At 30.1% G+C, this 26,543-nt stretch carries 28 protein-coding genes; 2 read left to right on the plus strand and 26 right to left on the minus strand.

Going from position 1 to position 26,543, the window contains the following annotated elements; translation table 11 throughout:
- Positions 1-113: 113 nt before the first annotated feature.
- The 9 genes from ACJDT4_RS05460 to dprA all read right to left on the minus strand — a co-directional run bounded on the left by ACJDT4_RS05460 (position 114) and on the right by dprA (position 9,248).
- Positions 114-905: a phosphatidate cytidylyltransferase gene (locus tag ACJDT4_RS05460; RefSeq protein ID WP_406786755.1), complete on the minus strand. Its 792-nt coding sequence runs from the start codon at positions 903-905 to the stop codon at positions 114-116.
- Complete coding sequence (locus ACJDT4_RS05465; protein ID WP_406786531.1) at positions 898-1,689, minus strand: isoprenyl transferase; 792 nt, start codon at positions 1,687-1,689, stop codon at positions 898-900. Before ACJDT4_RS05465 ends, ACJDT4_RS05460 begins: the two co-directional genes overlap by 8 nt.
- Positions 1,690-1,885: 196 nt before the next feature.
- The gene (gene frr, locus ACJDT4_RS05470; RefSeq protein WP_406786532.1) at positions 1,886-2,443 is read right to left on the minus strand and encodes a ribosome recycling factor; all 558 of its coding nucleotides are present in this window, start codon (positions 2,441-2,443) and stop codon (positions 1,886-1,888) included.
- A gap of 18 nt (positions 2,444-2,461) precedes the next feature.
- Positions 2,462-3,172 carry a UMP kinase gene (pyrH, locus tag ACJDT4_RS05475; RefSeq protein ID WP_406786533.1) on the minus strand — a complete coding sequence of 237 codons (711 nt, stop codon included), beginning with the start codon at positions 3,170-3,172 and terminating at the stop codon, positions 2,462-2,464.
- An 83-nt stretch (positions 3,173-3,255) separates the two neighbouring features.
- Positions 3,256-4,179 carry a translation elongation factor Ts gene (gene tsf, locus ACJDT4_RS05480; protein ID WP_406786534.1) on the minus strand — a complete coding sequence of 308 codons (924 nt, stop codon included), beginning with the start codon at positions 4,177-4,179 and terminating at the stop codon, positions 3,256-3,258.
- A gap of 52 nt (positions 4,180-4,231) precedes the next feature.
- Positions 4,232-4,933 carry a 30S ribosomal protein S2 gene (rpsB, locus tag ACJDT4_RS05485; RefSeq protein WP_406786535.1) on the minus strand — a complete coding sequence of 234 codons (702 nt, stop codon included), beginning with the start codon at positions 4,931-4,933 and terminating at the stop codon, positions 4,232-4,234.
- 162 nt (positions 4,934-5,095) lie between these two features.
- Positions 5,096-5,872 carry a GTP-sensing pleiotropic transcriptional regulator CodY gene (gene codY, locus ACJDT4_RS05490; protein WP_406786536.1) on the minus strand — a complete coding sequence of 259 codons (777 nt, stop codon included), beginning with the start codon at positions 5,870-5,872 and terminating at the stop codon, positions 5,096-5,098.
- 179 nt (positions 5,873-6,051) lie between these two features.
- Entirely contained in the window at positions 6,052-8,136 is a 2,085-nt protein-coding gene (topA, locus tag ACJDT4_RS05495) for a type I DNA topoisomerase (protein ID WP_406786537.1), read from the minus strand.
- Between the two features lie 41 nt (positions 8,137-8,177).
- Complete coding sequence (gene dprA, locus ACJDT4_RS05500; RefSeq protein WP_406786538.1) at positions 8,178-9,248, minus strand: DNA-processing protein DprA; 1,071 nt, start codon at positions 9,246-9,248, stop codon at positions 8,178-8,180.
- 117 nt (positions 9,249-9,365) lie between these two features.
- Between dprA and ACJDT4_RS05505 the strand changes: the two genes are divergently transcribed.
- Both ACJDT4_RS05505 and ACJDT4_RS05510 read left to right on the plus strand, forming a co-directional pair.
- Positions 9,366-10,883 (plus strand): YifB family Mg chelatase-like AAA ATPase, encoded by a 1,518-nt coding sequence (locus ACJDT4_RS05505; RefSeq protein WP_406786539.1) that lies wholly within the window; start codon positions 9,366-9,368, stop codon positions 10,881-10,883.
- Positions 10,884-11,012: 129 nt separating this feature from the next.
- On the plus strand, positions 11,013-11,381 hold the full coding sequence (locus ACJDT4_RS05510; RefSeq protein WP_406786540.1) for a YraN family protein: 369 nt from the start codon (positions 11,013-11,015) through the stop codon (positions 11,379-11,381).
- A gap of 27 nt (positions 11,382-11,408) precedes the next feature.
- On the opposite strand, the gene ACJDT4_RS05515 is transcribed toward ACJDT4_RS05510, so the two are convergent.
- The 17 genes from ACJDT4_RS05515 to rpmF form a co-directional block, all read right to left on the minus strand.
- Positions 11,409-12,170, minus strand: a complete 762-nt coding sequence (locus ACJDT4_RS05515) for a ribonuclease HII (protein WP_406786541.1) — start codon at positions 12,168-12,170, stop codon at positions 11,409-11,411.
- Between the two features lie 20 nt (positions 12,171-12,190).
- Positions 12,191-13,039 carry a ribosome biogenesis GTPase YlqF gene (gene ylqF, locus ACJDT4_RS05520; RefSeq protein ID WP_406786542.1) on the minus strand — a complete coding sequence of 283 codons (849 nt, stop codon included), beginning with the start codon at positions 13,037-13,039 and terminating at the stop codon, positions 12,191-12,193.
- Between the two features lies 1 nt (position 13,040).
- A complete protein-coding gene (gene lepB / locus ACJDT4_RS05525) occupies positions 13,041-13,586 on the minus strand; it encodes a signal peptidase I (RefSeq protein WP_406786543.1) in 546 nt (181 codons plus the stop codon).
- Positions 13,587-13,627: 41 nt separating this feature from the next.
- Positions 13,628-13,978 carry a 50S ribosomal protein L19 gene (gene rplS, locus ACJDT4_RS05530; RefSeq protein WP_406786544.1) on the minus strand — a complete coding sequence of 117 codons (351 nt, stop codon included), beginning with the start codon at positions 13,976-13,978 and terminating at the stop codon, positions 13,628-13,630.
- 237 nt (positions 13,979-14,215) lie between these two features.
- The gene (gene trmD / locus ACJDT4_RS05535) at positions 14,216-14,941 is read right to left on the minus strand and encodes a tRNA (guanosine(37)-N1)-methyltransferase TrmD (RefSeq protein ID WP_406786545.1); all 726 of its coding nucleotides are present in this window, start codon (positions 14,939-14,941) and stop codon (positions 14,216-14,218) included.
- Positions 14,926-15,426 carry a ribosome maturation factor RimM gene (gene rimM / locus ACJDT4_RS05540; protein WP_406786546.1) on the minus strand — a complete coding sequence of 167 codons (501 nt, stop codon included), beginning with the start codon at positions 15,424-15,426 and terminating at the stop codon, positions 14,926-14,928. The genes trmD and rimM overlap by 16 nt, the downstream gene beginning before the upstream one ends.
- A 221-nt stretch (positions 15,427-15,647) precedes the next feature.
- A complete protein-coding gene (locus tag ACJDT4_RS05545) occupies positions 15,648-15,875 on the minus strand; it encodes a KH domain-containing protein (protein ID WP_406786547.1) in 228 nt (75 codons plus the stop codon).
- 18 nt (positions 15,876-15,893) lie between these two features.
- Positions 15,894-16,142, minus strand: coding sequence for a 30S ribosomal protein S16 (gene rpsP, locus ACJDT4_RS05550; protein WP_406786548.1), 249 nt, complete (start codon positions 16,140-16,142; stop codon positions 15,894-15,896).
- 95 nt (positions 16,143-16,237) lie between these two features.
- Positions 16,238-17,584 carry a signal recognition particle protein gene (gene ffh, locus ACJDT4_RS05555; RefSeq protein ID WP_406786549.1) on the minus strand — a complete coding sequence of 449 codons (1,347 nt, stop codon included), beginning with the start codon at positions 17,582-17,584 and terminating at the stop codon, positions 16,238-16,240.
- A gap of 31 nt (positions 17,585-17,615) precedes the next feature.
- Positions 17,616-17,960 (minus strand): putative DNA-binding protein, encoded by a 345-nt coding sequence (locus tag ACJDT4_RS05560; RefSeq protein WP_406786550.1) that lies wholly within the window; start codon positions 17,958-17,960, stop codon positions 17,616-17,618.
- A gap of 91 nt (positions 17,961-18,051) precedes the next feature.
- Positions 18,052-18,963, minus strand: a complete 912-nt coding sequence (gene ftsY, locus ACJDT4_RS05565; protein WP_406786551.1) for a signal recognition particle-docking protein FtsY — start codon at positions 18,961-18,963, stop codon at positions 18,052-18,054.
- 117 nt (positions 18,964-19,080) lie between these two features.
- Positions 19,081-22,650 (minus strand): chromosome segregation protein SMC, encoded by a 3,570-nt coding sequence (gene smc, locus ACJDT4_RS05570; protein ID WP_406786552.1) that lies wholly within the window; start codon positions 22,648-22,650, stop codon positions 19,081-19,083.
- A 224-nt stretch (positions 22,651-22,874) separates the two neighbouring features.
- The gene (locus ACJDT4_RS05575; protein WP_406786553.1) at positions 22,875-23,945 is read right to left on the minus strand and encodes an elongator complex protein 3; all 1,071 of its coding nucleotides are present in this window, start codon (positions 23,943-23,945) and stop codon (positions 22,875-22,877) included.
- Position 23,946: 1 nt separating this feature from the next.
- On the minus strand, positions 23,947-24,642 hold the full coding sequence (rnc, locus tag ACJDT4_RS05580) for a ribonuclease III (RefSeq protein WP_406786554.1): 696 nt from the start codon (positions 24,640-24,642) through the stop codon (positions 23,947-23,949).
- A 123-nt stretch (positions 24,643-24,765) separates the two neighbouring features.
- Complete coding sequence (gene acpP, locus ACJDT4_RS05585; protein WP_406786555.1) at positions 24,766-24,999, minus strand: acyl carrier protein; 234 nt, start codon at positions 24,997-24,999, stop codon at positions 24,766-24,768.
- A 103-nt stretch (positions 25,000-25,102) separates the two neighbouring features.
- Positions 25,103-26,122, minus strand: coding sequence for a phosphate acyltransferase PlsX (plsX, locus tag ACJDT4_RS05590; protein ID WP_406786557.1), 1,020 nt, complete (start codon positions 26,120-26,122; stop codon positions 25,103-25,105).
- A 224-nt stretch (positions 26,123-26,346) separates the two neighbouring features.
- Positions 26,347-26,532 (minus strand): 50S ribosomal protein L32, encoded by a 186-nt coding sequence (gene rpmF, locus ACJDT4_RS05595; RefSeq protein ID WP_406786558.1) that lies wholly within the window; start codon positions 26,530-26,532, stop codon positions 26,347-26,349.
- Between the last annotated feature and the right edge of the window lie 11 nt (positions 26,533-26,543).

Below are 26,543 nucleotides of genomic sequence, written 5' to 3' on the forward strand. Positions count from 1 at the left end.
TTCCCTCTAAACCGACTAATTAATATATCTTATATTATACACTAAATTCAAAAAAGTTTGTCCTTTTATAGTGGCAAACTTTTTGAATTTACAAAAATATTTTATTTATATTATTAAAATACAATAAAGCTCAAATAATAATACACAATAACAGCTGAAAAAAGTATACTATCAAATCTATCTAATATGCCTCCATGTCCCGGTATAAGATTACTGTAATCTTTAACTCCTACATATCTTTTTATTGATGAAGCAGCTAAATCTCCACACTGAGAAAAAACTCCACATAAAAGTCCAATAACTGCATAATTATATATTGGAATCTTAACCCCATAGCTATATATTACATATCCATATATTGTACATGCAATTACACTTCCAAGCAGCCCGCCTAAGGACCCTTCGACAGTTTTTTTGGGACTAACCTTAGGACAAAGTTTAGTTTTTCCTAAAAGTCTTCCAAAATAATAGGCAAACGTATCACACAGCCATGAAGCTATAAATATAAGCCACACTAAATACTTTCCATACATCAATCTATTAGTTAAAACTATAAAACTAAAAAACACAGCTACATATATAAATCCAAGTATAGTAACTCCAATGTCCAAATAGTTATATTTTGTATTAAATATTGGAACACAAAACATTAAAAACACTCCGATTACTATAAAAAACATTAACAATTTATAATTATTATTTCCAAGAAAAATATAATATAATATACAAAGCGTATATCCCAATATGGACATAGGATTAATTTGTTTTTCTTTTGAAACTTTATAGTATTCATATAGTCCTAAAATGGATAATACAAATATCAATAATCTTAGGTATATTCCACCTAAAAATAAAAATATAAGTAAGGGTGCTAAAAATACTGCTCCTATATACCTTTTATTTATTTTCTCCATTATTTACTCCTCCAAACCTTCTATCTCTATTTTGATAATCACTTATAGCCTTATGAAGGTCATTTATAGAAAAATCCGGCCAATTTATATTTGAATACCAAAACTCAGAGTATGCACATTGCCATAAAAGAAAGTTACTTAAGCGCTGCTCTCCACTTGGTCTTATGATAACATCAGGATCAGGAATTCCTTTAGTGTATAGATATTCTTCAAATTTATTATCATCTAAATTCCTCATATCCTCATCAGATATCAATCCTTTTTCATAATCATTAAATATATTTTTTACTGCTCTTAAAATTTCATACCTTCCACCATAATTTAATGCTAAATTTAAAACAAGACCAGAATTATTTTTTGTATCCTCAATGGATTCATTTAAAATATCTATGCATGGCTTAGGAAGCTTGTATATATTACCTATGGTACGTATGATAACATTATTTTCGTTAAGTTCATTAAGTTCATTTTTAAGATACTCAACCAATAATTTCATAAGACCACTCACTTCATCCTTAGGTCTTTTCCAATTTTCAGTTGAAAAAGCATATACAGTAAGATATTTAACACCAATATCACTGCACTCTCTTACTATTTTTTTTAGAGTTTCCACTCCTGCTTTATGTCCTAGTGTTCTTGGTAAATTCTTTTGCTTTGCCCATCTACCATTTCCATCCATTATTATTGCTATATGTACAGGAATATTATTCATATCAATTTTAACACTTACATCATTAACCTCTTTTTTATTAGTTCCATTTAGAAATTTCCACATAACCTTATCTCCAATCAAAGTATAATCTTCATTTTATAAATAAACCATTTTTAAGTTTTAAGCAGTTTATCTTTAAATAAATTATACAGCACTATTTAATAAAATAATATAATAAAAATATTAAAAAACCTGCGAATAAGCATACGCAGGCTATTTAAAACTTTAATCCCTTTTTTAGGAAAGTCAAAACATTAAATCAAACAGTCATAACTTCCTTTTCCTTAATCTCCACAAGGTTTTCTATTTCCTTTATAAATGAGTCAGTTTTCTTTTGAATGTCATCCTCTGCCTTTTTAGCTTCATCTTCAGTAATAGAATTGTCTTTTTTTAGAGCTTTAACTTTATCATTTGCATCTCTTCTTATAGATCTTACTGCTACTTTGCTTTCTTCTCCAGCTTTTTTAACATTCTTTACAATATTTTTTCTTGTCTCTTCAGTTAATTCAGGAATTACAAGCCTTATAGCAGCTCCATCATTTGATGGGTTTAATCCTAAATCAGAAACAAGTATAGCCTTTTCTATATTTTTTATAGAAGATTTATCCCATGGCTGAATTAATAGTATTCTTGGTTCCGGCGCAGAAACATTAGCCATTTGATTAAGTGGAGTCATTGTTCCATAATAATCAACTTCTATTCTGTCTAGTATAGAAGGATTAGCTCTTCCTGCCTTCATAGTTGATAGATCCTGCTTTAAAACAGAAATACTTTTTTTCATTTTTTCTTCTGCTTCTTTAATTATCTCTTTTACCATAGATTTACCTCCTTAATATTATTTAGATATTAAAGTTCCAATTTTCTCACCTGATACAGCCTTTTTAATATTTCCAGGAATATCTAGTCCAAACACAATTATAGGTATATTATTATCCATACAAAGTGATGTGGCAGTAGAATCCATAACCTGTAAATTTTTATCTAACACTTCTATATAGCTTAATTTATCATATTTGACAGCATCTGCATACTTATGAGGATCCTTATTATAAACACCATCTACTTTTTTAGCTAAAAGTATTACATCCGCCTCAATTTCTGCTGCTCTTAATGCTGCTGTAGTATCAGTTGAAAAATATGGATTTCCAGTTCCTCCACCAAAAATTACAACTCTGCCCTTCTCTAAATGTCTCATAGCTCTTCTTCTTATAAATGGTTCTGCAATTTGCTTCATTTCTATAGCTGTCTGAACTCTTGTAATAACTCCTATGTTTTCAAGAGAATCTTGAAGAGCCAATGCATTTATACATGTTGCAAGCATTCCCATATAATCTGCTGTTGTTCTATCCATACCTTCGCCATTTCTTCCACGCCAGATATTTCCACCGCCTACCACAGCTCCTACTTCTAATCCAATATCAACAATTTCCTTTATCTCTTGGGCAATTCTATTTGCTACATCAAAATCTATTCCATATCCATTTTCCCCAGCAAGAGCTTCTCCAGAAATTTTTAGCATTATCCTTTTATATTTTACTGATTCCATAGTATACCTCCATAACGTGCCAGCATATTATTATTTTGATTGGCTTTTAAAAAAAGAGAACACTCCGTGTTCTCTCTTTTATTTTACTTATTTTGCTGCATTTGTCTTTGAACTTCTTCAGCAAAATTTTCTTCTTTCTTTTCTATACCTTCGCCTCTTTCAAATCTAACAAAATCAGCTATAGTAATTTTAGCTCCTACTTCTTTTGCTACTTTATCTACAAGCTTAGATATAGTAAGTTCTGAATCTTTAACCCATAATTGATCAACAAGGCAAACTTCTTTCAAATATTTCTTTATTCTACCTTCAACCATTTTTTCAACTATTTTTTCAGGTTTTCCTTCATTTAAAGCTTGAACTCTATATATTTCTCTTTCTTTATCTAATGCTTCATGATCAACTGAAGTTTCATCTAAGAAAAGTGGATTTGCAGCAGCTATCTGCATACAAATATCTTTAGCCAAAGTTGATACTTCTGGAACAACTTTATCTGAATTTAATTTTACAAGAACACCTATTTTTCCTCCTGCATGAACATAGCTTTCAACTAATCCATTTTCAGCAGAAAATTTAGTGAATCTTCTAACATTAATATTTTCTCCTAATTTTGAAATTAAATTAGTAACAAATTCTTTTAATGTTACGCTTTCATCTTCAATATACTTTTGTTCTAAAAGTTCATTTACATCTTTAGCATTACTTAATGCTGCCATTTTAGCAACATTTTTAGCTAATAATTTAAAGCTCTCATTTTCTGAAACGAAATCAGTTTCGCAGTTAACCTCTGCTACTGCTCCACTTTTGCTACTTTCATCAACATATGCTAAAACTAAACCTTCGGAAGCAATTCTGCCAGCTTTTTTAGCTGCAGCTGCTAATCCTTTTTCTCTTAATATTTCAATAGCTTTTTCAGCATCACCATTTGCTTCTGTTAATGCTTTTTTACAAGCCATCATTGCGGCTCCAGTTCTTTCTCTAAGTTCTTTAACTGCACTTGCAGAAATCATATACTATTACCTCCGTTAATGTTTTATAAAATAAATTTTCATTTATAAAATTCTATTCTGCTAATTGTTCTCCCTGTCTGCCTTCAATTACTGCATCAGCAATTTTAGCTGTTATTAATTTTACAGCTCTTATAGCATCATCATTACCAGGTATTACATAATCCACTTCATCTGGATCACAATTTGTATCTACAATAGCAACAACAGGAATTCCTAAAATCTTAGCTTCAGAAATAGCATTTTTCTCTTTTCTAGGATCTACTACAAATAATGCTCCTATATTTTCTTGTTGCATATTTGTTATACCACCTAAATTTTTAACAAGTTTTTCTTCTTCGCCTTTTAAAAGTGTAACTTCTTTCTTAGGTAAAACTTCGAATGTTCCATCTTCTTCCATTTTCTTTAAATCTGCTAACCTTTGAATTCTAGTCTTTATAGTATTGAAGTTAGTTAACATTCCACCTAACCATCTATTATTAACAAAGTGCATTCCACTTCTTACAGCTTCTTCTGAAATAGCTTCTTGAGCTTGCTTCTTTGTTCCTACAAAAAGTACATCTTTTCCTTCTTCAGAAACACTTTTAATGAAATTATAAGCTTCATCAATCTTTTTTACAGTTTTCTGTAAATCGATTATGTATATTCCATTTCTTTCTGTAAAAATGTATGGAGCCATTTTTGGATTCCATCTTCTAGTTTGGTGACCGAAATGTACACCTGCTTCTAATAATTGTTTCATTGAAATAACTGACATAAAATTTTTCCTCCTTAAAATTGGTTATTACCTCCATTATCTTTTAATGTAAATCACTTAATTAAAAAGGAATTTTAAAAAAGCACCGATTTACAAATTGGATAATGTGTGTATTTTTACTCTAAGTAGTATATCATATAGCATTTGCTTAATCAATACATTTTATTTTATTTTTTTTAATTCATCCATGAGTTTATCATTCAATATTTTTATATGTGTTCCCTTCATTCCAAGTGATCTTGATTCAATAACCCCTGCACTTTCAAATTTTCTAAGAGCATTTACAATAACTGAACGTGTTATACCAACTTTATCTGCTATCTTAGAAGCAACAAGTAATCCCTCATCACCATCTAACTCGTTAAATATGTGTTCTACAGCTTCCAACTCTGAATAAGACAATGTTCCTATCGCTAATTGAACAACAGCTTTTTTTCTTGCTTCTAGTTCAATTTCATCATTTTTAGACCTCAAAATTTCAAGTCCAACAATAGTCGCACTATATTCTGCTAAAACTAAATCATCGTCATCAAACTGCTTGTCAAATCTTGCAAGTAAGAGTGTACCCAATCTTTCCCTGTTCCCAATTATAGGAACTATAGTAGAGATTTTATCACTTATTGCACATTTAGCATCATCTTCAAAAAAGCATGTTCCATTACTATGTATATTAGCACTAGTCTCATAAGAATTTAACAACTTATTATTATATAACTCTGGAAACTTCATTTCATTTATAAAATCATTTTTTACAACTTCACACTCAAATCCACTTGAAAAATTATACCCTAGTATTTTTCCCTTTCTGCTTATAACATATACATTACATTCAAGTACATTACTTAAAAGTTTACATATATCATTAAAAACCACAGGTTCCGCACCAGTTTTTTGAAGTATCTTATTTAGCATTCGTGTTTTATTTAATAGTGTAGACATTAGTATTCCTCCATTTATTTATACTTTATTTTAAAGTTTATTATCAATTTAAAATATTATAATTTTTCTTAACATTTCGAATTGAACGTAAAACCATTAAAATAATATCATAATAAATTTTAAAATTCAACTTTAAATTCTATAAAATTATACTTCATAGTCAACAAAATGGTTAAGTACTAATTATCTCCTAACTTTTTTTCATGCTTACATTCACTATTTGAACACTCAAGATATTCCCCTTTTGATTTACTAGTTTTCTTAACCATATAACTTCCGCATTCGGGACATTTCTCATCTGAAGGCTCAAACCAACTAACAAAATCGCAGTCGGGATAATTGCTGCACCCATAGAATTTTCTTCCTTTTTTACTTTTACGAGCAACTACCTTTCCGCCACACTTTGGACAGCTTACCTTAAGTTCTTCCACAATAGGTTTTGTATTTTTACAGTCAGGATATCCAGGACAAGCTAAAAAATCACCAAATCTACCATGCTTTATAACCATATTTTTTCCACATTTATCGCATTTTATATCAGTTACTTCATCCTCTATTGTTATTTTAGCAACTTCCTTCTCAGCAACCTCAATAGATTTTTCAAGTGGTTTAAAATATTCGTCTACAACCTTATTCCAATTTTCTTTGCCTTCTTCTATATTATCGAGCTTATTTTCCATGTCAGCAGTAAATTCTACGTCTACAATCTGCTTAAAATATTCACTGACTATATTATTCACAATATTTCCAAGTTCTGTGGAATATATAACTTTTTTTTCTTTTCTTATATACTTTCTATCCAATAAGGTTGAAATTATAGGTGCATAGGTACTTGGTCTTCCTATACCATTTTCCTCTAAAGTTTTAACTAGGGATGCTTCACTAAATCTTGCAGGCGGCTGCGTAAAGTGTTGTTTTCCTTCGATTTTCTTACAAAGCAATTTTTCGTTTTCAACTAATGAAGGTATCTTTTGGCTATCTTCTTCATCTTCAGTCACATATTTATATATTTTCATAAATCCTTCAAATTTTATACTGCTTCCTGTAACTCTAAAAGTGTAATCATTATTACTTACATCAACAGAAATGCTATTTAGAATACAATTTGCCATTTGACTTGCTATAAATCTGCACCATATTAAATTATATAGTTTATATTGATCATCCTTTAAACTTGCCTTAACCTTATCTGGAGTAAGATCTATATATGTAGGTCTTATAGCTTCATGTGCATCTTGGGCATTTTTCTTTCCCTTATATACTTTAAATTTCTCTGGAAAATATTCTTTGCCATATTCAGTAACTATAAAATCCTTTGCCGCATTCTGAGCCTCTAACGCTACTCTTACAGAATCAGTTCTCATATAAGTAATAAGACCTATAGTTCCATGACCTTTTACTTCTACGCCTTCATATAGCTGTTGTGCTACTGACATTGTTTTTTTAGTAGAAAAATTAAGTTTTCTGTTGGCATCCTGCTGTAGTGTACTGGTTGTAAAAGGTGGAAGAGAATTTTTATTCTTTGTTCCACTCTTTATTTTTGATACTTTGAATTCTCCATTTTTAAGTTCATCTATAATTTTATCATTCTGTTCTTTATTTGTTATGCTGATCTTTTTACCCTTATAATAAACAAGCTTTAGTACAAAGGCTTTACCACTTTTATTTTTGCTGACTTCACTTTCAATAGTCCAATATTCTTCTGGTTTAAAATCATTAATTTCCTTTTCTCTATTGCAGATCATTTTGAGTGCAACTGATTGAACTCTACCTGCACTAAGTCCCCATTTAACTTTTCTCCATAAAATAGGGCTAATCTTATAACCAACTAATCTATCTAAAATTCTTCTTGCCTGCTGGGCATCGACAAGAGAAACATTTACTTTTCTTGGATTTTTAATTGCATTTTTAACAGCATTCTTAGTTATCTCATTAAATTCAATCCTACACTTTTCACATTCATCAATCTTAAGAACTTTTTCCAAATGCCAGGATATAGCTTCACCTTCCCTATCAGGGTCGGTTGCAAGATAAATTTTATCACACTTTTTAGCTACTTTCCTTATTTTATCTAAAAGTTCGCCTTTACCCCTTATGGTTATATATTTAGGTGTATAATCATTTTCAACATCTACTCCTAAAGTACTTCTAGGTAAATCTCTTACATGTCCCATAGATGCTTCTACAATATAATTACTTCCAAGATATTTTCCTATAGTTTTAGCTTTAGCAGGTGATTCAACTATCACTAATTTTTGTCCCATCTTATCCCCTCCAAAATTCTGTCTTAAAATATTCAAATATATTATTTAAAAGCGTTATTAATTTTAACATAATAATTTCCGCCTAGACATAAAATTTCATTTTTTAACTGCATTTCAAATAATAACGCATATAACTCCTTAATGTCAATATTAGTTAATCTTTTAATATCATCCACATGCATTGGAACATCTGTAATAAGGTTATATAATTTTTTTTCTTCTGGTTTCTGAAATTTTATCTTTTCTTCATAATTGCTGTAGCCGTTATTTTTAACCTGCAGTCCTAAAATATCAAATACATCACTAGATTTTGTAATTGAATGTGCACCTTCTTTTATTAGCATATTAGTTCCAAGGCTCGCCTTTGAAAAAACTGAACCAGGAACTGCTGCAACCTCTTTTCCCTGATCAAGTGCTGAATTTGCAGTTATAAGTGATCCACTTTTAATCCCAGCTTCAACCACTATAATTAAATCACTTAACCCACTTATAATTCTATTTCTAATTGGAAAATTATATGGCATTGGTTTTGTATTAGGCTCATATTGTGAAATTATACACCCCTTGTCAACAATTTGGCAATACAGTCCCCTATTTTCTCTTGGATATATTACATTTGCACCACAACCAAGTACAGCACATGTATATCCATTATTCTCAAGGCATTGCGTATGGGCATAGGTATCTATTCCTCTTGCCATTCCACTTATAATTCCAATGTCCTGCTTAACTAAATCCTCTATTAATATTTTAGTAATATCAAACCCATAGTGAGTACAATTACGTGATCCAACAACTCCCACATTAGTACTTATGCTGTTTAGTTTTTTTATATTACCTTTATAGAATAAACCAAATGGCATATCATCATAGTTTTTTAACACCTTAGGATAATCTTCTTCATAATAAAAAACTACTCTTATTTCTTCTTTTATCATTTCCTGCTTAATTTGATTTATTCTATCTTTATCATAATAAAATTTTGCCATAGCTTTATTTTTACTAATAAACATATACCATATTTCTTTTGTATTTCCAAACTGCTTTATTAAATTCAATTTATCTTTGTTTGACGCGTTTATAGTAGTAAACCACAAATCATAATCATTCATAAGCTTAATTACCTCTACATTTTTTTTATTAATTCTAAACACAAATATTTTTTTTATTCAATATAATTTGAATATAAATACATATATTGTCAATAATTTTGTTAGAGGTGATTAATATTGGCTATTGTAATAAACTCAGCTGCACTATCAGGCATAAATGCTTTTATGGTCTCTGTAGAAGTTGATATAACAAGAGGCTTGCCGTCTTTTAATATAGTCGGTTTAGCTGATACTGCTGTAAGAGAATCAAAGGAACGAGTACGCTCTGCAATAATAAATTCAGGCTTTAACTTTCCAGTTAAAAGAATAACTGTAAATTTAGCACCAGCTAATCTTAGAAAGGAAGGCTCCTTGTACGACCTACCAATTGCTATTGGAATACTAATGGCCACAAATCAGATAAGCTTTAGCAATTCAAATGAATACATATTACTAGGTGAATTATCCTTGAATGGAAACATAAATCCCGTAAATGGTGCTTTAACTATTGTTTTAGAAGGCTTATCAAAGAGCTTTACTAAATTCATTGTTCCACTAAAAAATGCTGAAGAATGTTCAATAACTGAAAAATCTCAAATATACCCTTTTGGAAATCTAATTGAACTTATAAACTTTATAAAATATAGGGATATGCTTCCTTACCATAAGAGCAAAATAAAATCCAAAACTAAATATAAACTGGATTTTTCAGATGTCTCAGGCCAAACTGCATGCAAAAGAGCAATTGAAGTTGCAGCTGCTGGGAAACATAATATAATTTTGCTCGGTCCTCCTGGATCAGGTAAAACCATGATAGCTAGAAGAATACCCTCCATACTTCCAAAACTCAGTTATAAGGAAGCAATTGAAATAACTAAGTTATATAGTATATGTGGTGAGTTAAATGACAATAATATGATCACAAGAAGACCATTTAGAAATCCTCACCATACCTGTACAAAAACTAGTCTTATTGGAGGAAGTACAAAATTAACTCCTGGTGAAGTTTCTTTAGCTCATACCGGAGTACTCTTTCTAGATGAAATGCTTGAATTCAATAAAAATGTTTTAGAAGCATTGAGGCAGCCCCTTGAAGATAAAACTGTTATGATATCAAGAGCATCTGGAAGTGTAATATATCCATCTAATTTTATGCTTGTAGGTGCCCTTAATCCATGTCCTTGCGGTTTTTATGGTTCTTCTAAACCATGTACCTGCACAGATTATGATCGAAAAAAATATCTTTCTAAATTATCGGGACCTCTTTTGGATAGAATTGATATTTTTGCTTTTGTAAATGATATAAAATACAGCGATCTAACAAATAGGGAATTTGAAAATGAGTCCTCTGAAACCGTACGCAAAAGAATAAACTATGCAAGATCAATACAAAAAGAAAGATTCAGTAAATGTAATTTCTATTGCAACTCGGATATGAAGTCAGAAGATATAAAAAAATACTGTAAACTTGATGCTAAATCTTCGTCAATCCTTGAATTTGTATATAATAAATACCATCTAAGTATAAGAGCATATAACAAAATACTAAAAGTTTCTCGTACAATAGCTGATTTAGATAAAAAAGAAAATATAGAAAAGGAACATATACTTGAAGCTATACAATATAGAAATTTTTTAAATGAGCATATCATTTAAACTATATATAAACCGTTTCAACTACTGAAATTCATGTACACCATAATGCCCAGAATACGGCATTTTAGTACAAATAAATTTCAAGTTTTAAGGTAGTTTATCTTTATAAACACTAAGGAGAATAATTCAATGTATAGAAAAAATAAAATAATAGGCAATTACGGCGAAGATCTAGCAAATGAGCATCTCAAAAAGCTTGGTTATACTATACTAGATAGAAATTTCAAGTGTAAAATTGGTGAAATAGATATAATTGCTCAAAAACATAATACTGTAGCTTTTATAGAGGTAAAGAGCCGCTACAATGTTCTTTATGGCAAACCCTGTGAAGCAGTAAACTTTACAAAAAAATTAAAAATATATAAAGCTGCAAAGTTTTTCATTACTAAGAATAATCTTATGAACTTCGATTTTAGATTTGATGTTATTGAAATCACATTCAACTACAATAATAATAAGCAGCTTATAAATTATATAGAAAATGCATTTCAAATTTAAAAACTTGAAATGCATTTTTATTTAATACTATATAATATTTTTCAAAAAACTCATTCTATGTATTGGACAAACTCCATTTTTCTTAATAGCTTCAATATGTCCCGTTGAACCATATCCAACATTACTTTCAAAACCATATTGTGGGTACTTATCAGCATATTTATGCATCAGTTCATCTCTATACACTTTAGCTATAATAGATGCACAAGCTATGCTTGCACTTTTAGCATCACCTTTAACAACAAAATTATTTCGAATATTTAATCCTTTAACTGCGTAACCATCCGATATTACCAAAGCTGGTTTTTTGTTTAACCTTGAACAAGCAATTTTAAAAATTTCATTATTACACCAGCCTATTCCTTTTTCATCAATCTCTCTGTTATCTAACTCTGCAATTTCATAACTTAAAGCTTTTTCTTTTATGATTTTAGATAGTTCTTCTCTTTTTTTAGGGCTTAGCTTTTTAGAGTCATTTATTCCTAATATTAATTCACTGTCCACGACATTTAGATTGAGTATAACAGCAGCTCCTACAATTGGACCTGCAAGTGGACCTCTTCCAACCTCGTCCACGCCTGCTATAATAATATCTCCAAAATTTTTATCAAAATTGTACATACCACGTACTCTCTTTATTTCTTGGTCCTTTTTCTCTTTGTTCTTTAAAATTTGTTTACCTAAGCTGCTTACATTTTTTCTGCTATCTGTAATTAAAGAATCAGCTATTTCAAGCTGTTCTTTTTCATCTTTTAAAGATACGTACTGCTTAATATCCTTAAAATTCATTTTCAGAAAATCCAAATACATCACGGCCTTTCTAAGGATATGTTTCCAAGTTTACCATCCCTAAACTCATCGAGCAGCATAACTGAAACTCTATTATAATCTATTTCTCCACCCTTCAAAAGAGCGCCTCTTTTTCTCGCTATATTCTCCATATTATCAAGTGGATTTTCACAAATTTCTTCTAGCTTATATCTTTCTTTAATCTTTGAAGAATAATTATCTTGAAGAAATCCAACTAATTTTAAAGCTAATTCCTCTATATCCAGTATCTCATCCTTAATTGCTCCAGTAAATGCTAAATTAATGCCTACATTTTCATCCTCAAATTTAGGCCATAATATTCCTGGTGTATCCATTAATTCAATTCCTATATCTGTTTTTATCCACTGCCTGCTTTTAGTAACGCCAGGCTTATTGCCTATCTTTGCAATATTGTTCCTAGCCATTTTATTTATAAACGAAGACTTACCTACATTAGGTATACCTACAACCATTACTCTTATTACATAATTTTGTATACCTTTATTTTTAAGCTTCTCTAATTTATCTTTCAAAATTACATTTAAAGCTGGTCTTATTTTATTTAATCCTTTACCATTAAGACAATTTACGGGTAAAACATTTATTTTATCAGTAGACAAATACTTAATCCACTGGCTATTAACACTATCTTCTGCCAAATCACATTTATTAAGAAGAATTACCCTCGGTTTATTTGCACAAATCTTATCTATTTCAGGATTAGCACTTGACTTTACAATTCTGGAATCTCTTATTTCAATTACTGCATCCACCAACTTTAGGTTTTCTTTTATTTCTCTTCTTGTTTTGGCCATATGACCTGGAAACCAATTTATAGAATTAATCATACTATCTAACCCTTCCTATTTTATTAAAAGGATAAATTCTAAGCAATTCTTTTCCTATTATAAGCTTATCATTTACAAATCCAACTTCATCTTCAAATCTGCTATCAAGACTATTATATCTATTATCACCAAGTACGAATACGGAATCCTTAGGTACAGTTGCTTCTGCATAATTATGAATTCTATAATCCTGAATTACATTATTACTTCCATCTATAAAATAAGCATAAGGTTCACTTATCCTTTTGCCATTAACGTATACTCTATCATTAGATATTTTTATTTTATCTCCACCAACAGCAATAACTCTCTTTATAAATTTTTTGCTAGTATCACTTGGATATTTAAATACTATAATATCACCTTTCTCAGGCTTTTTAAAACGATAAGATACTTTCTCTATTACTAACCTATCATTATTATGAAGAGTGCTATACATAGAAGTTCCATCAACACTTACTGTTTCAAAAACAAACATTATAATAAGCGTTGCTGCTATTAGTGCAATTACTAATGTCTTTCCAAGTTGAAGTAACTGCTTAACCATATTTTTCCACCACCATGATAATAAAAAAGGGACTTATGCCCCTATTTTTGTATTATTTCTTTTACCTTTGCAGCTTTACCTACTCTATCTCTTAAATAGTATAGTTTAGCTCTTCTTACTTTACCTCTTCTTACTACTTTAATTGTATCAATTATAGGAGCATTTAAAGGAAATGTTCTTTCAACACCAACTCCGTAAGCTACTCTTCTTACAGTGAAAGTTTCTCTTAAACCACCGTTTTGTCTCTTTATAACGGTACCTTCGAAAGCTTGAATTCTTTCTTTTTCTCCTTCTTTGATCTTAACATCAACTTTAACAGTATCTCCTACATTAAAAGCTGGTAGATCTTTCCTTATTTGTTCTGCTTCGATATTCTTTATTACTTCTAACATGTGCATTCCCTCCTAACGATAAATTTGACGTTCGTGGATTTCTCTTTTAAACCTAGAGGACCGCCCGTACTAGCACAAAGTGTATTCTATCATAAAAACAAATATATTGCAACACCAAATATTTATGTATAGATAAACTGCTTCAACTATTGAAATTCATGTGCACTAAAATGCCCATAAGACGTCATTTTGGTACAAATAAATTTGGAAGTGGTTTATCTTTAATAACTTTTAAGGTTATTTATTTTCTTTAAGTATTTTTTTATCCTCTTCACTTAAAACCATATTATCTAATAAATCTTTTCTATTTTTAAGCGTAATTAAAATGGATTCTTTTCTTCTCCATTTTCTAATATTTTCATGATGACCGGAAAGCAAAACTTCTGGAACCACTTCTCCTTCAAATACTTCTGGCCTCGTATATTGAGGGTATTCAAGAAGTCCACTGTAAAAAGATTCGTCAGTATAGCTCTCGCTTGTTTTTAGAACTCCTGGGAGCATTCTGCAGATACTATCTACTATAGGAATACATGCCATCTCTCCACCCGTCAAAACAAAGTCTCCAAGAGAAATTTCTTCATCGATATATTTATATACTCTTTCATCTATTCCCTCATAATGACCACACAATATAATAATTTCATTTTCTTTACTTATATTTTTAGCCATATTTTGATCAAACCTTTTACCTTTAGGTCCCATAAAAATAACTTTACCTTTATTGCTCTGCTTTACCTTTTTTATGCAATCAACTATAGGCTGAGGAGTCATAACCATACCTGCCCCTCCTCCATAAGGATAATCATCGGTTTTTTTATGCTTATCTAAACTATAATCTCTTATGTTATATGTATTTATTTCAACTATATTATTTTCCCTTGCCCTTCCTATTATACTATAGTTAAATACATCAAACATTTCAGGAAATAATGTTAATATATCTATCTTTAACTTTCTTTCCATGTGTCAACAGCCTTTATAATTATTTTACTATCATTTATACTTACGCTAATTATAATATCTTTAAGGGCAGGAATTAGCAAGTCTTCTTCATCTGGTCTTTTTACCCAGTATACATCATTATTTTTAGTGCTTATTACATCATAAACTTTACCTAAATAGCTTTCATTTTCATCAAATACACTGCAGCCTTTTATATCTGCAATAAAATATTGACCTTCTTTTAAATCAGCTGCTTCTTCTCTAGGTATTGTAATGTATTTGTTCTTTAATTTAAAAGCCTCTTCTATACTTTCTATTCCTTCCAACTTTAATATTACTTTATCAGGCTGGATCTTGCACCATTTTATCTTTTTTACCTCATCATCTATATACACTTCTTTTAATTTTCTAAAGCGTTTAGCATCATCCGTTAGTGGATAAACTTTAACTTCACCCTTTACACCATGAGTGTTTATAATTTGACCTACATTAAAAAATTCTGTCAATTTTAATTACCTCCAAAACACGTTTAAACATAGAGTAATTATATTACATTTGTAAACAATTATCCACTAATTTAATTAAAATGCATTATATAATTATTATTTACACAAACAACCATATTTATACATCTCCTACATAATAAAATTTAGGAGGGCATACCTCCCAAATTTAGATTATTTCTAATTAAATTAATGAAAAAATATAAGAGTTAGCAAGCTAACCCTTATATTATTTCAACAACAACATGTTTATTTTCTTTAACAGCTGCTGCTTTCACAACAGTTCTTATAGCTTTCGCTATCCTACCCTGTTTTCCTATTACTTTACCCATATCCTCTGGTGCAACTTTTAGTTCAAGTATTATTGACTGTTCTCCAGTAACTTCAGCAACCTGAACTTTATCTGGATAATCAACTAATGACTTAGCTATAGTCTCTAGTAATTGCTTCATGGACTACACCTCCAATTACTACTTTGTTGCTATTCCACCTTTGTTTATAAGTTTTTTTACTGTATCTGATGGTTGAGCACCATTCTTTATCCATGTTCTAACTTTTTCTTCATCAAATTTAACAGTAACAGGATCTGTAGTTGGATTGTAATATCCTAATTCTTCTATGAATCTTCCATCTCTTGGACTTCTAGAATCAGCTACAACTATTCTGTAAAAAGGAGCTTTTTTAGCACCCATTCTTTTTAATCTTATTTTAACTGCCATGTATATTCACCTCCTTCATATAATTGCGAAATCATCTTAGCCAAAGTAAGCATAATGCTGTACATGACATGTTTTCACCAACCTGAATATTTATACTAAAAAGGAAAGTTTCCAAACAAACCTTTTTTAGACATCTTTTTACCATTCTTAAATTGTTTTGTAAACTTTTTAATCATTTCAAATTGTTTTAATAACTTATTCACTTCCTGTATAGTTACCCCAGAACCCTTTGCAATTCTCTTTTTTCTAGATGAATTTGAGCTTACAAGGTTAGGGTTTTTTCTTTCCTTCATAGTCATAGAATGAATAATAGCTTCATATCTTTTCATAGACTTTTCTCCTTCAGAAAAATCCATACCTTTCATAGCACTCGTATTCACTCCAGGAAGCATTTCCATTATCTTGCTGAATGGTCCCATTTTTTTCATCTGATCTACATAACTTAAAAAATCATCAAAATTAAAATCTTGACTCATCATTTTATTTCCAAGTTCCTTGGCAGTCTTCTCATCAATAGCAGATTGAGCCTTTTCAATTAAGGTTAGGACATCACCCATGCCAAGTATTCTTGATGCCATTCTTTCTGGATGAAAAACTTCTAAGTCATTCATCTTCTCGCCAATTCCAGCAAACTTAATTGGTTTACCAGTCATAGCTTTAATTGAAAGTGCAGCACCACCTCTTGTATCTCCATCGAGCTTAGTCAAAACAACACCTGTAACATCCAGCTTTTCATTAAAGGTATCTGCTACATTTACAGCATCCTGACCAGTCATTGCATCTACAACAAGCAAAATTTCATCAGGCACGACTTCATTTTTTATATCAGAAAGTTCATTCATAAGTTCTTCATCTATGTGTAGTCTTCCTGCTGTATCAATTATAACAGTATTAAATCCGTTATCCTTAGCATAGCTTATAGCCGCTTTAGATATATCTACAGGATTAACCTTATCACCCATTGAAAAAACAGGGACATCAATTGATTTTCCTACAACTTCAAGTTGTTTTATAGCTGCTGGTCTATATATATCACAAGCAACTAAAAGAGGTTTTTTATTTTTCTTTAGATTAAGTGCAAGTTTACCACACATTGTAGTTTTACCAGCACCTTGAAGACCTACTGCCAAAAAAACTGTAATTCCATTATCTTTAAACTTAAGTTTACTTTCACTTCCACCCATTAAAGCTGTAAGTTCTTCATTAACAATCTTTATTACCTGTTGAGCAGGAGTAAGGCTTTCCATAACTTCTTTACCAAGACACTTATCTCCTACTTTCTTTATAAAATCCTTAACAACTTTATAATTAACATCTGCTTCAAGAAGTGCAAGCTTAACTTCTCGCATAGCATCCTTAATATCCTTTTCAGAAAGTTTTCCTTTTCCCCTAAGTTTTTTCATTGCATTCTGGAGCTTAGAGGCCAATCCTTCAAAAGCCATGTTAAACCTCCTTTTCAATTACAGTATAAAACTATATTTGTTCCAATTTATTTTCAATATCATGAATTATGCTTAAAATTTCATTATCTTTAATCTTATATTTTGCTTTAACTAAATCTTCTTTTATACTCTTTTTTAAATCTTCATTTTTGTTGTATTTCTCTAGCAGTTGAAGATTTTTTTCGTAGTTAAGCAAAGTTTTATGGCATCTTTTTATAATATCATAAATTGCCTGCCTTGTAGTAGTGGTTATTTCCGATATTTCAGACAGAGACAAATCATCATCATAATATAATTTCATAATATCCCTTTGCTTATCTGTAAGTAAACTTCCATACAAACCAAGCAGCATGGATAAGTAAACTCTTTCTTCCATATAAATCACCAACTTACTAGAACATAATATCAAAAAAAAATACATGTGTCAAGTATTTTTACTTAACACATGTATTTATTTCTCTATATGCCTAAAACAAAGCTTCTACAAATGCTTCAGGATCAAATTCTTGAAGATCATCTATACCTTCACCTACTCCTATAAGCTCAACCGGAATTCCAAGCGAATGCTTAATAGAAATAACAACTCCACCTTTAGCTGTTCCATCAAGTTTTGTTAGAATTATTCCATCTATTTTACATACTTCCATAAATTCTTTAGCTTGTATAACAGCATTTTGTCCTGTAGTTGCATCTAAAACAAGTAATGTTTTTCTAGCACTTTCACTAAATTCCCTATCAATTACTCTGTTTATTTTTTCAAGCTCGTTCATAAGATTTTTCTTATTATGAAGTCTTCCAGCAGTATCACATATCAATACATCAGCTTTTCTTGCCTTAGCGGCCTGAATTCCATCAAAAACCACAGCTGATGGATCTGACCCTTCCTGATGCTTTATTATATCAACCTCTGCTCTTTCACTCCATATTTCAAGCTGATCTATAGCTGCTGCCCTAAAAGTATCTGCTGCTGCCATAACAACTTTATAATTTTCATTTTTCAATTTTGCTGATATTTTACCTATAGATGTTGTTTTTCCAACTCCATTAACCCCTATAACTAAAACAGTTTCAGGGACTTTTTCTGGGATTAAAGTTCCTTTATCTGTTCCAATTATTTCAACTATGACCTTCTTTAAGTATGTATTTACAAGCTGTGGATCTTTTACTTTTTCTTCTTTTATAACTTCTTTTAACTTTTCTATTATGTACATTGAAGTTTCAACACCAATATCCGAAGTAACTAAAATTTCTTCAATTTCATCGTATAAATCATCATCGATTGTTACAGTTGACTTTAAAGCTTCACTTATTTTATCTGTAAAATTATTTTTTGTTTTTGCAAGACCATTTTTTAGTTTATCAAAAAACTTATTAAACATTGAAATTCTCCTTTACTATAGACAAACCTCTTCAACTATTGAAATTTATGTGCACCATAATTTCCAGAAGACGCCATTTTGGTACAAATAAATTTTAAGTTTCAAGATGACTTATCTTTATTGATATAAATTTTTATTTAAATCTACAGAAACAATTTTTGAGACTCCCTTTTCCTCCATCGTAACACCATATAATATATCTCCCGCCTCCATAGTACCTTTTCTATGAGTAATTACTATGAACTGTGTGCTTTTTGAAAATTTCTTTAAAAACTCTGCATATCTGAACACATTAGCATCATCAAGTGCAGCTTCTATTTCATCAAGTATACAAAATGGACTTGGTTTCATTTTCAATATTGCAAATAAAAGTGCTATAGCTGATAATCCTTTTTCTCCTCCAGACATTAAATTTATGTTCTGAAGCTTCTTTCCTGGCGGCTGAACATTTATTTCTATATTACATGTAAGTTCATCCTCTCCAGCAAGTATTAAATCTGCACTTCCACCCTTAAATAATTCTTTAAAAGTTTCTTTGAAATTTTCCCTTAGCTTTTCAAAATTTTCTTTAAAAACAGCCCTCATTTTATCTGTCATTTCCTTTATAACTTTAAATAATTCTTCTTTAGCATTATCCAAATCTTCCTTTTGTGAGAGCATGAAGGTATACTTTTCCTTTACATCCTTGTATTCCTCTATGGAAGCAACATTTACTGTCCCAATTTTCTTTATTTCACTATTTAAATAATTAATTCTGCTTTTATAGCTAACAACATTTCCTAAGTCTTCTTTAAAATTAAGAGCTTCAGCATAAGTAATTTTAAAATCATCATTTAGCTTATTATAGAAATTCTTATTTTCTGTATCCATTCTTGTTAAGGTAATTTCACACTTATGTTTTTCAATTTCTTTTTTTTGCATTACAGAATTAAGATTCTCTATCTTACTATTATTAACCTTTATATTCTCTTTTATCTTTATGCTCAAAACTTCGCTTTCTTTTAATTGCCCTTCTAAGTTTTTAATATTTTCATCAATTTCCTTTAGTTTATCCTCATCAATTTGTATATTACTTTTACACCTTTGTTCGTTTTCTACACTTTGTCTATACTCATTATTGAGTTCCTTTTCTTGATTTTTAAGGCTTAAAATTTCTTCTTTATATCTATCTAACTCTCTCTTTCTTGACAACACAATCTCATCAATTTGAGCTTTCTTTACTTTAAGAGAGGTTATTTCTTCATTTAACGTGGAAATGTTTTCTCTTGCATTTTTCACGTAATTTTCAAGTTCTTCTATTCTTCTATTATTGTTTTCTTCCTCATCATTAAGCTTTACCAATACTTTTTTATTTTCTTCAAGTCTTTTTATTTTATCCTCAATATTTTTATTTATTATATTTACTTCCTCATTTGAGACTTCATAACTTTTATTCAGCTTATTTGTATCCATATCTATAGATTTAATTCTCTCTTCAATTTTAGTAATTTCTATATTATGATTATGCATTAAATCCACTATATCAAGACACATATCATCTAATTTTTTTACTGAAACTTTATTATTATTTATTTTAGCTGTTAATTGATTTATTTCCTTGGTAATATTTTCTATTTTGCTAGAGTATTCGTTTATTTCCCTTTTTCTACTTATGACATTTACAGCTTTATTGTAAACACTACCACCTGTCATAGAGCCTCCTGGATTAATTACTTCACCAGAAAGAGTTACAATCTTAAATGAATATCCACTTTTTTTAGCTATATTTAAAGCTTTATCCATATTCTCTGCAATTACAGTTCTGCCTAAGGTATAATTTAAAGCAGGTGTAAAAACAGCGTCATAGTTAATAAGTTCACTAGCTATGCCTATAAATCCATCCTGTTTTTTTATTTCTTCATTAATTTGAAGCTTACGACTCTTTAGTATATTAAGAGGTAAAAATGTTGCCCTTCCAATATTGTTAGTTTTAAGGTACGTTATAAGTCTTTTAGCTGTAACTTCGTTTTTGGTAACAACATCAGAAATAGCAGCTCCTAGAGCTATCTCTATAGCAACTTCAAATTTTCTAGAAACAGTTATTATATCACCCAGTACAAAACATTCTTCTTTAGCATCCGCAATTAATCCTTTGCTAATATGTGACATAAGCGTTTTTACTGATTTATTATATCCTTCATATTGCTTTTCAAGATTAATTAAAACATTTTTATTAGCCTCATTTTTATTATATTCTAAATTTAAATGTTTAAGTTTATCTTCATCAGAAGCAATCATTTTATTTAAGCCTGAAATTTCCTTCTTATGAATTTTTATATCTTCTTTATACTGTAATACTTTTTTTTCTATTTCACTTTTATTTTTTTCAAGCATGATTTTAGTGTTTTGATTTATTTTTATAGAGTTCAAATGACTTTCATTAGTAGCCTGTATACTACCAATTCTTCCATTTAAATCATCGATTTCCTTTTGGAGCATAACAGCATTATTTTTATTTTCAGATATTAAGCTTATTATTTCTATAGCATCATTTTTATACTTTTTAATCATATTGTCTTGATCTTTAAAGCTATTTTCAGCTTCACTTTTAAGCTTTTCAGCCGAAGTAAGTTTTTCAGAAATATCCTTCTGCTTAATTTTTTCTTCATTAAAAATTTCACTATAGCTTTTATATTTATTCTCAAATTCCTTGATTTTTTCTTTTGAGTTATTAATCTGGCTGTTTATTTTATCAATAGTTTCATTAAGATTTTTTACTCTTTCATTAAGTAATTCTATCTCAGAAGTTACTTTTTGATATTCTGACTTGTTTTTATAGTAATCATTTCTTTTTTCTGCATACTCACTCTCAAATTTATTTAGCTCATTCTCTGCCTTATCTTTTTCTTCTTGAATTTCATCTTTTTCAATTAGATTTTCTTTTATATCACTTTCTATGCCTTCGAGCTCTTTTTTGACCTGAGAAATCTTATCATTCATTTCATCAATAGAGTATACAAGCATATTGATTTCCTTTATCTTTAGTTCATCAGATAAAGTAACAAACCTGTTCGCCTTTTCACTTTCTATTCTAAGTGGTTCTATTCTTTCTTCATAGGTTCCAAGTATATCTCTAATTCTAACTAAATTTTGTTCTGTATTTTGAAGTTTCTTTTCTGCCTCTTCTTTTCTAGTTTTAAATTTTACTATTCCAGCCGCCTCTTCAAGGATACCTCTTCTTTCCTCAGGCTTTCCACTTAGAACTGCTTCTATTTTACCTTGTCCTATTATGGAGTACCCTTCTTTTCCTATACCAGTATCCATAAAAAGCTCTTGTACATCTTTAAGCCTGCATTGTGTATTATTTATATAATATTCACTTTCTCCAGATCTATAAAGCCTCCTTGAGACTGTAACATCTGAATAATCTATATTTAAAAGCTTATCATTATTATCGAGAGTTAATGATACTTGAGCTAATCCAACTGGCTTCCTGTACTGAGTTCCAGCAAATATTACATCTTCCATTTTCCCGCCTCTAAGGTTTTTTACACTTTGCTCACCAAGTACCCATCTCACAGCATCTGAAATATTACTTTTTCCACTTCCATTAGGACCAACAACAGCAGTAACTCCGTCCTTTAATTCTAATTCAGTTTTATCTGCAAAGGATTTAAATCCTCTTATCTCGATAGATTTAAGAAACATAAAAGCACTCTCCCACTCTAACCTCTAAATGCAAATGTTGGTAATAAGGTCAAAACCATTGCTGCAATAATAACAAAAACTAGTATTTTTATAGCCTTTTCCCTTGTATTTTTTCTCATATATACATCTTCCTCTCATAATATATTTATATTTTATATCATTTTATTAATTTTAGAAAGAAAAAACCGCACAAACACGGTCTTTATCCTATCTAATAGTAAACTTTAATTTTTATATTTATCTTTAATATATTTATTCAAGGATAAATCAGTAACTAAATCGCCACACATTATCTTAATGCAATTTCTAGGGATATCTTTACTTTGATTAACCTCAATTTCTACATTAGGCAACTGAAGCTTCAGGTCATTAAAAAATTTCTTTTTATTTGCATAAAGCTTTGATATATCCCTTTCATTGACAATGACTTTAGCTTTCTCACTATCAATGCTCTTAAGGTAAGAAGTAATCATATCATTAATTATACTGCCTTCAACAAGTTCTCTTATAGCAGGATGAAAGGGTCCAGCCACAATGTCACCGCCTTCATTTATTTCCTTTGTTGGTTGAAGTCCCACCCTTATAACATTTATATCGTTTGCTACATACATTCCATATATAACTTTGCAGATGGATATACACTCATCTAAATCATATGGTTTATATATTCCTTCTAAATACATCTTTTCCATTGGGGTATCCTTAATAACTAAGGATGGGTATATTCTGCAAATATCAGGTTTCATTTCTATACTTTTTCTTGCTGTTTCAATGTCCTTCTCAAAACTATCCCCAGGAAGTCCAAGCATTATCTGATGGCCTAAGGTAAAGCCATATTCTTTTATGAGTTTTGAAGCCTTTAAAGCATCAAAAGCACTATGCCCTCTTCCTGATTTTAAAAGAACTTCTTTATCCAGAGATTGAATACCAAGCTCAATTACATCCGCATTGTAATTTTTTAAGTTATCAAGTATCTCATTATCAATGTAGTCAGGGCGGGTTGAAAGATGTATATACTGAATAATCCCCTTATCCTTATACTCTTTTGCTACCTGTAAAAGTTCTTTTTGTTTTTCTATATTTATAGCTGTAAATGTGCCACCAAAAAATGATACTTCTATAACAGCATTTGTATTAGGAATGGTTTTCAGATATTTTTCAATTGTATCCCTTGTATACTCTGCATTTACAAGATCATTAACTCCTGTAATTGTATTTTGATTGCAAAAAACACAGTTATGAGGGCAGCCCTCGTGAGGAACAAATATAGGTATAATATAATGTGCACTGCTCATTCTAATTTTTCAATCCTTTCAATGCTTTACGTGCTGCATCCTGCTCTGCTTCCTTTTTTGTATATCCAATTCCATTGCTTTTAACGATACCATCAAATATTAAGCTTGTATAAAACTTTCTTCTGTGTGGTGGTCCCTCATATCTTACAAGTTCATATTTTATATCTATTTTACCATTAGCCTGAAGAACTTCTTGAAGTCTAGTTTTATAATCAAGTATAATTTCATTTCTAACTGCCTTTTCAATTATATCTTCAAAAACTTTAATAATAAACCCTTTTACACACTCAAAGCCCTTATCAAGATATATAGCAGCTATAATAGCCTCAACGCAGTCTGAAAGAATAGAAACTCTAGTTCTTCCTCCAGTAAGCTCTTCTCCCTTACTCATCTTTATATAGTCTCCTAGCTCCCATCTCTTAGAAACTTCATACAAGGAGGCTTCACAAACTATAAGGGCTCTTTTTCTAGTAAGTTCCCCCTCTGAGATACCTTCATATTTTTTAAATAAATACTCAGATATTGATAGTTCAAGTACTGCATCACCTAGAAATTCAAGCCTTTCGTTGTACTTTATATTCTTATTTTCGTTTGCAAAAGAACTATGAGTTATTGCAGTTTCAATAAGTTCCTTATCATTAAACGCAATACCTATTTTTTTTTCTAAGCTGCTTAGTTTTTTATCTTCATGCAACAAACATATTCACCGCCTAAACCAAGTTCATTCTTCAAATTACTCCTATGAATCTCTTCTTAAATAATTTCAAGAATAAACTTAAAATATTTTAAATATAAAGCCCCGCATTATACGGGACTTATATTATTCCTCAGTATGAGCTTTTATGTATTCCACAACATCTTTTACTAATGAAACTTTTTCAGCATCTTCATCAGGTATTTCTATATCAAATTCCTCTTCTAATGCCATTATTAATTCTACTATATCAAGAGAATCTGCTCCTAGATCATCAACAAAGGAAGAATCCATTGTAATTTCATCTTTTTCTAATCCAAGCTGTTCAGCTATAATACCTTTAACTTTTTCAAATATCATAATTTCACCTCCTAAACTCTATTAAGATAATATTACATATAATCGCTATCGTCAATATTTATAATATTATTTTTTTATTTATTATAGTATTTTTATTTAGATTTTATTCCTGTTCATCATTGTTTTTTATACTTGAAGCTCTCTCAAGTTCCTTAGATATTTTATCTATTATTCCATTTTCATAGCAGATTTTAGTTTGCTTTATAGCATTTTTAAATGCCTTAGCATTCGAACTTCCATGAGCCTTTATAACTATTCCCTTTGCACCTAAAAAAGGTGAACCGCCATATTCTGTGTAATCAAACTTCTTCTTAAAATCATTAAAAACATCTTTTAGTAGAAGTCCTCCTAATTTAGCCTTAGTGGATGACATTATTTCAGCTTTTAGCATCTTAAATATGTTGGATGCTACACCTTCATACATTTTAAGTAAGGTATTTCCAACAAATCCATCGCATACAAGTACATTAACATCACCATTCGAAACATCTCTAGGTTCAACATTACCTACAAAATTAAAATCAGTTTCTTTAAGCATTTTATGAACAGTCTTTGTAAGTTCATTTCCTTTTTCTTCTTCTGACCCTATGTTTACAAGCCCTATAGATGGATTTTTAACACCTAAAATGCTTTCAAAGTATATTTTACCCATAAGAGCAAATTGAAGCAAATATTGAGGTTTACAATCAACATTAGCTCCTGAATCTGAAATCATAAATGGAGCATTTTTTCCTGGCATAATTGGTGATAGAGCAACCCTGTCTATTCCTTTTATTCTTCCAATAATGAATGTAGCTCCTGCCATTAAGGCTCCTGTGCTTCCAGCTGATATTACACCATCTGCTTTACCATCCTTTACAAGCTTTATTGCTTTATAAAGTGAAGATTCTTTCTTTCTCTTTATAGCCATAACCGGATGCTCATTATTAGTTATAATTTCTTTTGCGTCAACTATTTCTATTTTATCTTTATTAAAATTATATTTTTTAACTTCATCCCTTATTTTATCCTCAGTACCTGTAATTATTATGTTGACATCATATTCATTGATAGCATCGACACACCCCTTCACTACTTCGGAAGGCGAATTATCTCCACCCATGCCATCTACAGCTATTATCATGATAACACCCCTTTACAAATACACTTAAGCAAAAAATGATTGTATTGCCTTAATTTGCACAAAATTTTTATAAAATTAAATTCCAGATGGATGTACCATTCTGGAATTTAGATATGCTTTTTCAATAAATATCCTTAATGAAAATCTATAGAGGTAATACTCTATAGATTTTATACGAATTTTTATCGAAATCACCTTAATAAAAGAAATTATGTAGCTTTCCTTTATTTTGCTTCTAAAACAACAACTTCTTTACCCTTATAATATCCACAGTTTTTGCAAACTCTATGAGCCAATTTCATTTCATGGCAGTTTGGACATTCTACTATTCCAGGTAAACTTAATTTAAATGTTTGAGCTCTTCTTGAATCTCTTCTACCTTTTGAAAATTTTCTTGCTGGATTTCCCATCTGTAAACACC

It is taken from the genome of Clostridium neuense (assembly GCF_045310695.1).
In the GTDB taxonomy this organism is placed as follows: Bacteria; Bacillota; Clostridia; order Clostridiales; family Clostridiaceae; genus Clostridium_S; species Clostridium_S neuense.

Coding starts and splice junctions, on each gene's coding strand:
- smc (WP_406786552.1), bottom strand. CDS start 22,650: ATGTTTCTTAAATCTATCGAGATAAGAGGATTTAAATCCTTTGCAGAT.
- ACJDT4_RS05560 (WP_406786550.1), bottom strand. CDS start 17,960: ATGGAAGAAAGAGTTTACTTATCCATGCTGCTTGGTTTGTATGGAAGT.
- rpsP (WP_406786548.1), bottom strand. CDS start 16,142: ATGGCAGTTAAAATAAGATTAAAAAGAATGGGTGCTAAAAAAGCTCCT.
- ACJDT4_RS05545 (WP_406786547.1), bottom strand. CDS start 15,875: ATGAAGCAATTACTAGAGACTATAGCTAAGTCATTAGTTGATTATCCA.
- rplS (WP_406786544.1), bottom strand. CDS start 13,978: ATGTTAGAAGTAATAAAGAATATCGAAGCAGAACAAATAAGGAAAGAT.
- ffh (WP_406786549.1), bottom strand. CDS start 17,584: ATGGCTTTTGAAGGATTGGCCTCTAAGCTCCAGAATGCAATGAAAAAA.
- ftsY (WP_406786551.1), bottom strand. CDS start 18,963: ATGTTTAATAAGTTTTTTGATAAACTAAAAAATGGTCTTGCAAAAACA.
- trmD (WP_406786545.1), bottom strand. CDS start 14,941: ATGGAAAGAAAGTTAAAGATAGATATATTAACATTATTTCCTGAAATG.
- acpP (WP_406786555.1), bottom strand. CDS start 24,999: ATGATATTTGAAAAAGTTAAAGGTATTATAGCTGAACAGCTTGGATTA.
- tsf (WP_406786534.1), bottom strand. CDS start 4,179: ATGATTTCTGCAAGTGCAGTTAAAGAACTTAGAGAAAGAACTGGAGCC.
- ACJDT4_RS05465 (WP_406786531.1), bottom strand. CDS start 1,689: ATGTGGAAATTTCTAAATGGAACTAATAAAAAAGAGGTTAATGATGTA.
- ACJDT4_RS05575 (WP_406786553.1), bottom strand. CDS start 23,945: ATGAGCAGTGCACATTATATTATACCTATATTTGTTCCTCACGAGGGC.
- frr (WP_406786532.1), bottom strand. CDS start 2,443: ATGGTAAAAGAGATAATTAAAGAAGCAGAAGAAAAAATGAAAAAAAGT.
- lepB (WP_406786543.1), bottom strand. CDS start 13,586: ATGGTTAAGCAGTTACTTCAACTTGGAAAGACATTAGTAATTGCACTA.
- topA (WP_406786537.1), bottom strand. CDS start 8,136: ATGGGACAAAAATTAGTGATAGTTGAATCACCTGCTAAAGCTAAAACT.
- plsX (WP_406786557.1), bottom strand. CDS start 26,122: ATGATAATAGCTGTAGATGGCATGGGTGGAGATAATTCGCCTTCCGAA.
- rpmF (WP_406786558.1), bottom strand. CDS start 26,532: ATGGGAAATCCAGCAAGAAAATTTTCAAAAGGTAGAAGAGATTCAAGA.
- ACJDT4_RS05515 (WP_406786541.1), bottom strand. CDS start 12,170: ATGAATTTTAAGGATATTAAGCAGTACGTATCTTTAAAAGATGAAAAA.
- codY (WP_406786536.1), bottom strand. CDS start 5,872: ATGTCTACACTATTAAATAAAACACGAATGCTAAATAAGATACTTCAA.
- dprA (WP_406786538.1), bottom strand. CDS start 9,248: ATGAATGATTATGATTTGTGGTTTACTACTATAAACGCGTCAAACAAA.
- ylqF (WP_406786542.1), bottom strand. CDS start 13,039: ATGATTAATTCTATAAATTGGTTTCCAGGTCATATGGCCAAAACAAGA.
- ACJDT4_RS05510 (WP_406786540.1), top strand. CDS start 11,013: ATGTATAGAAAAAATAAAATAATAGGCAATTACGGCGAAGATCTAGCA.
- rpsB (WP_406786535.1), bottom strand. CDS start 4,933: ATGTCAGTTATTTCAATGAAACAATTATTAGAAGCAGGTGTACATTTC.
- pyrH (WP_406786533.1), bottom strand. CDS start 3,172: ATGGAATCAGTAAAATATAAAAGGATAATGCTAAAAATTTCTGGAGAA.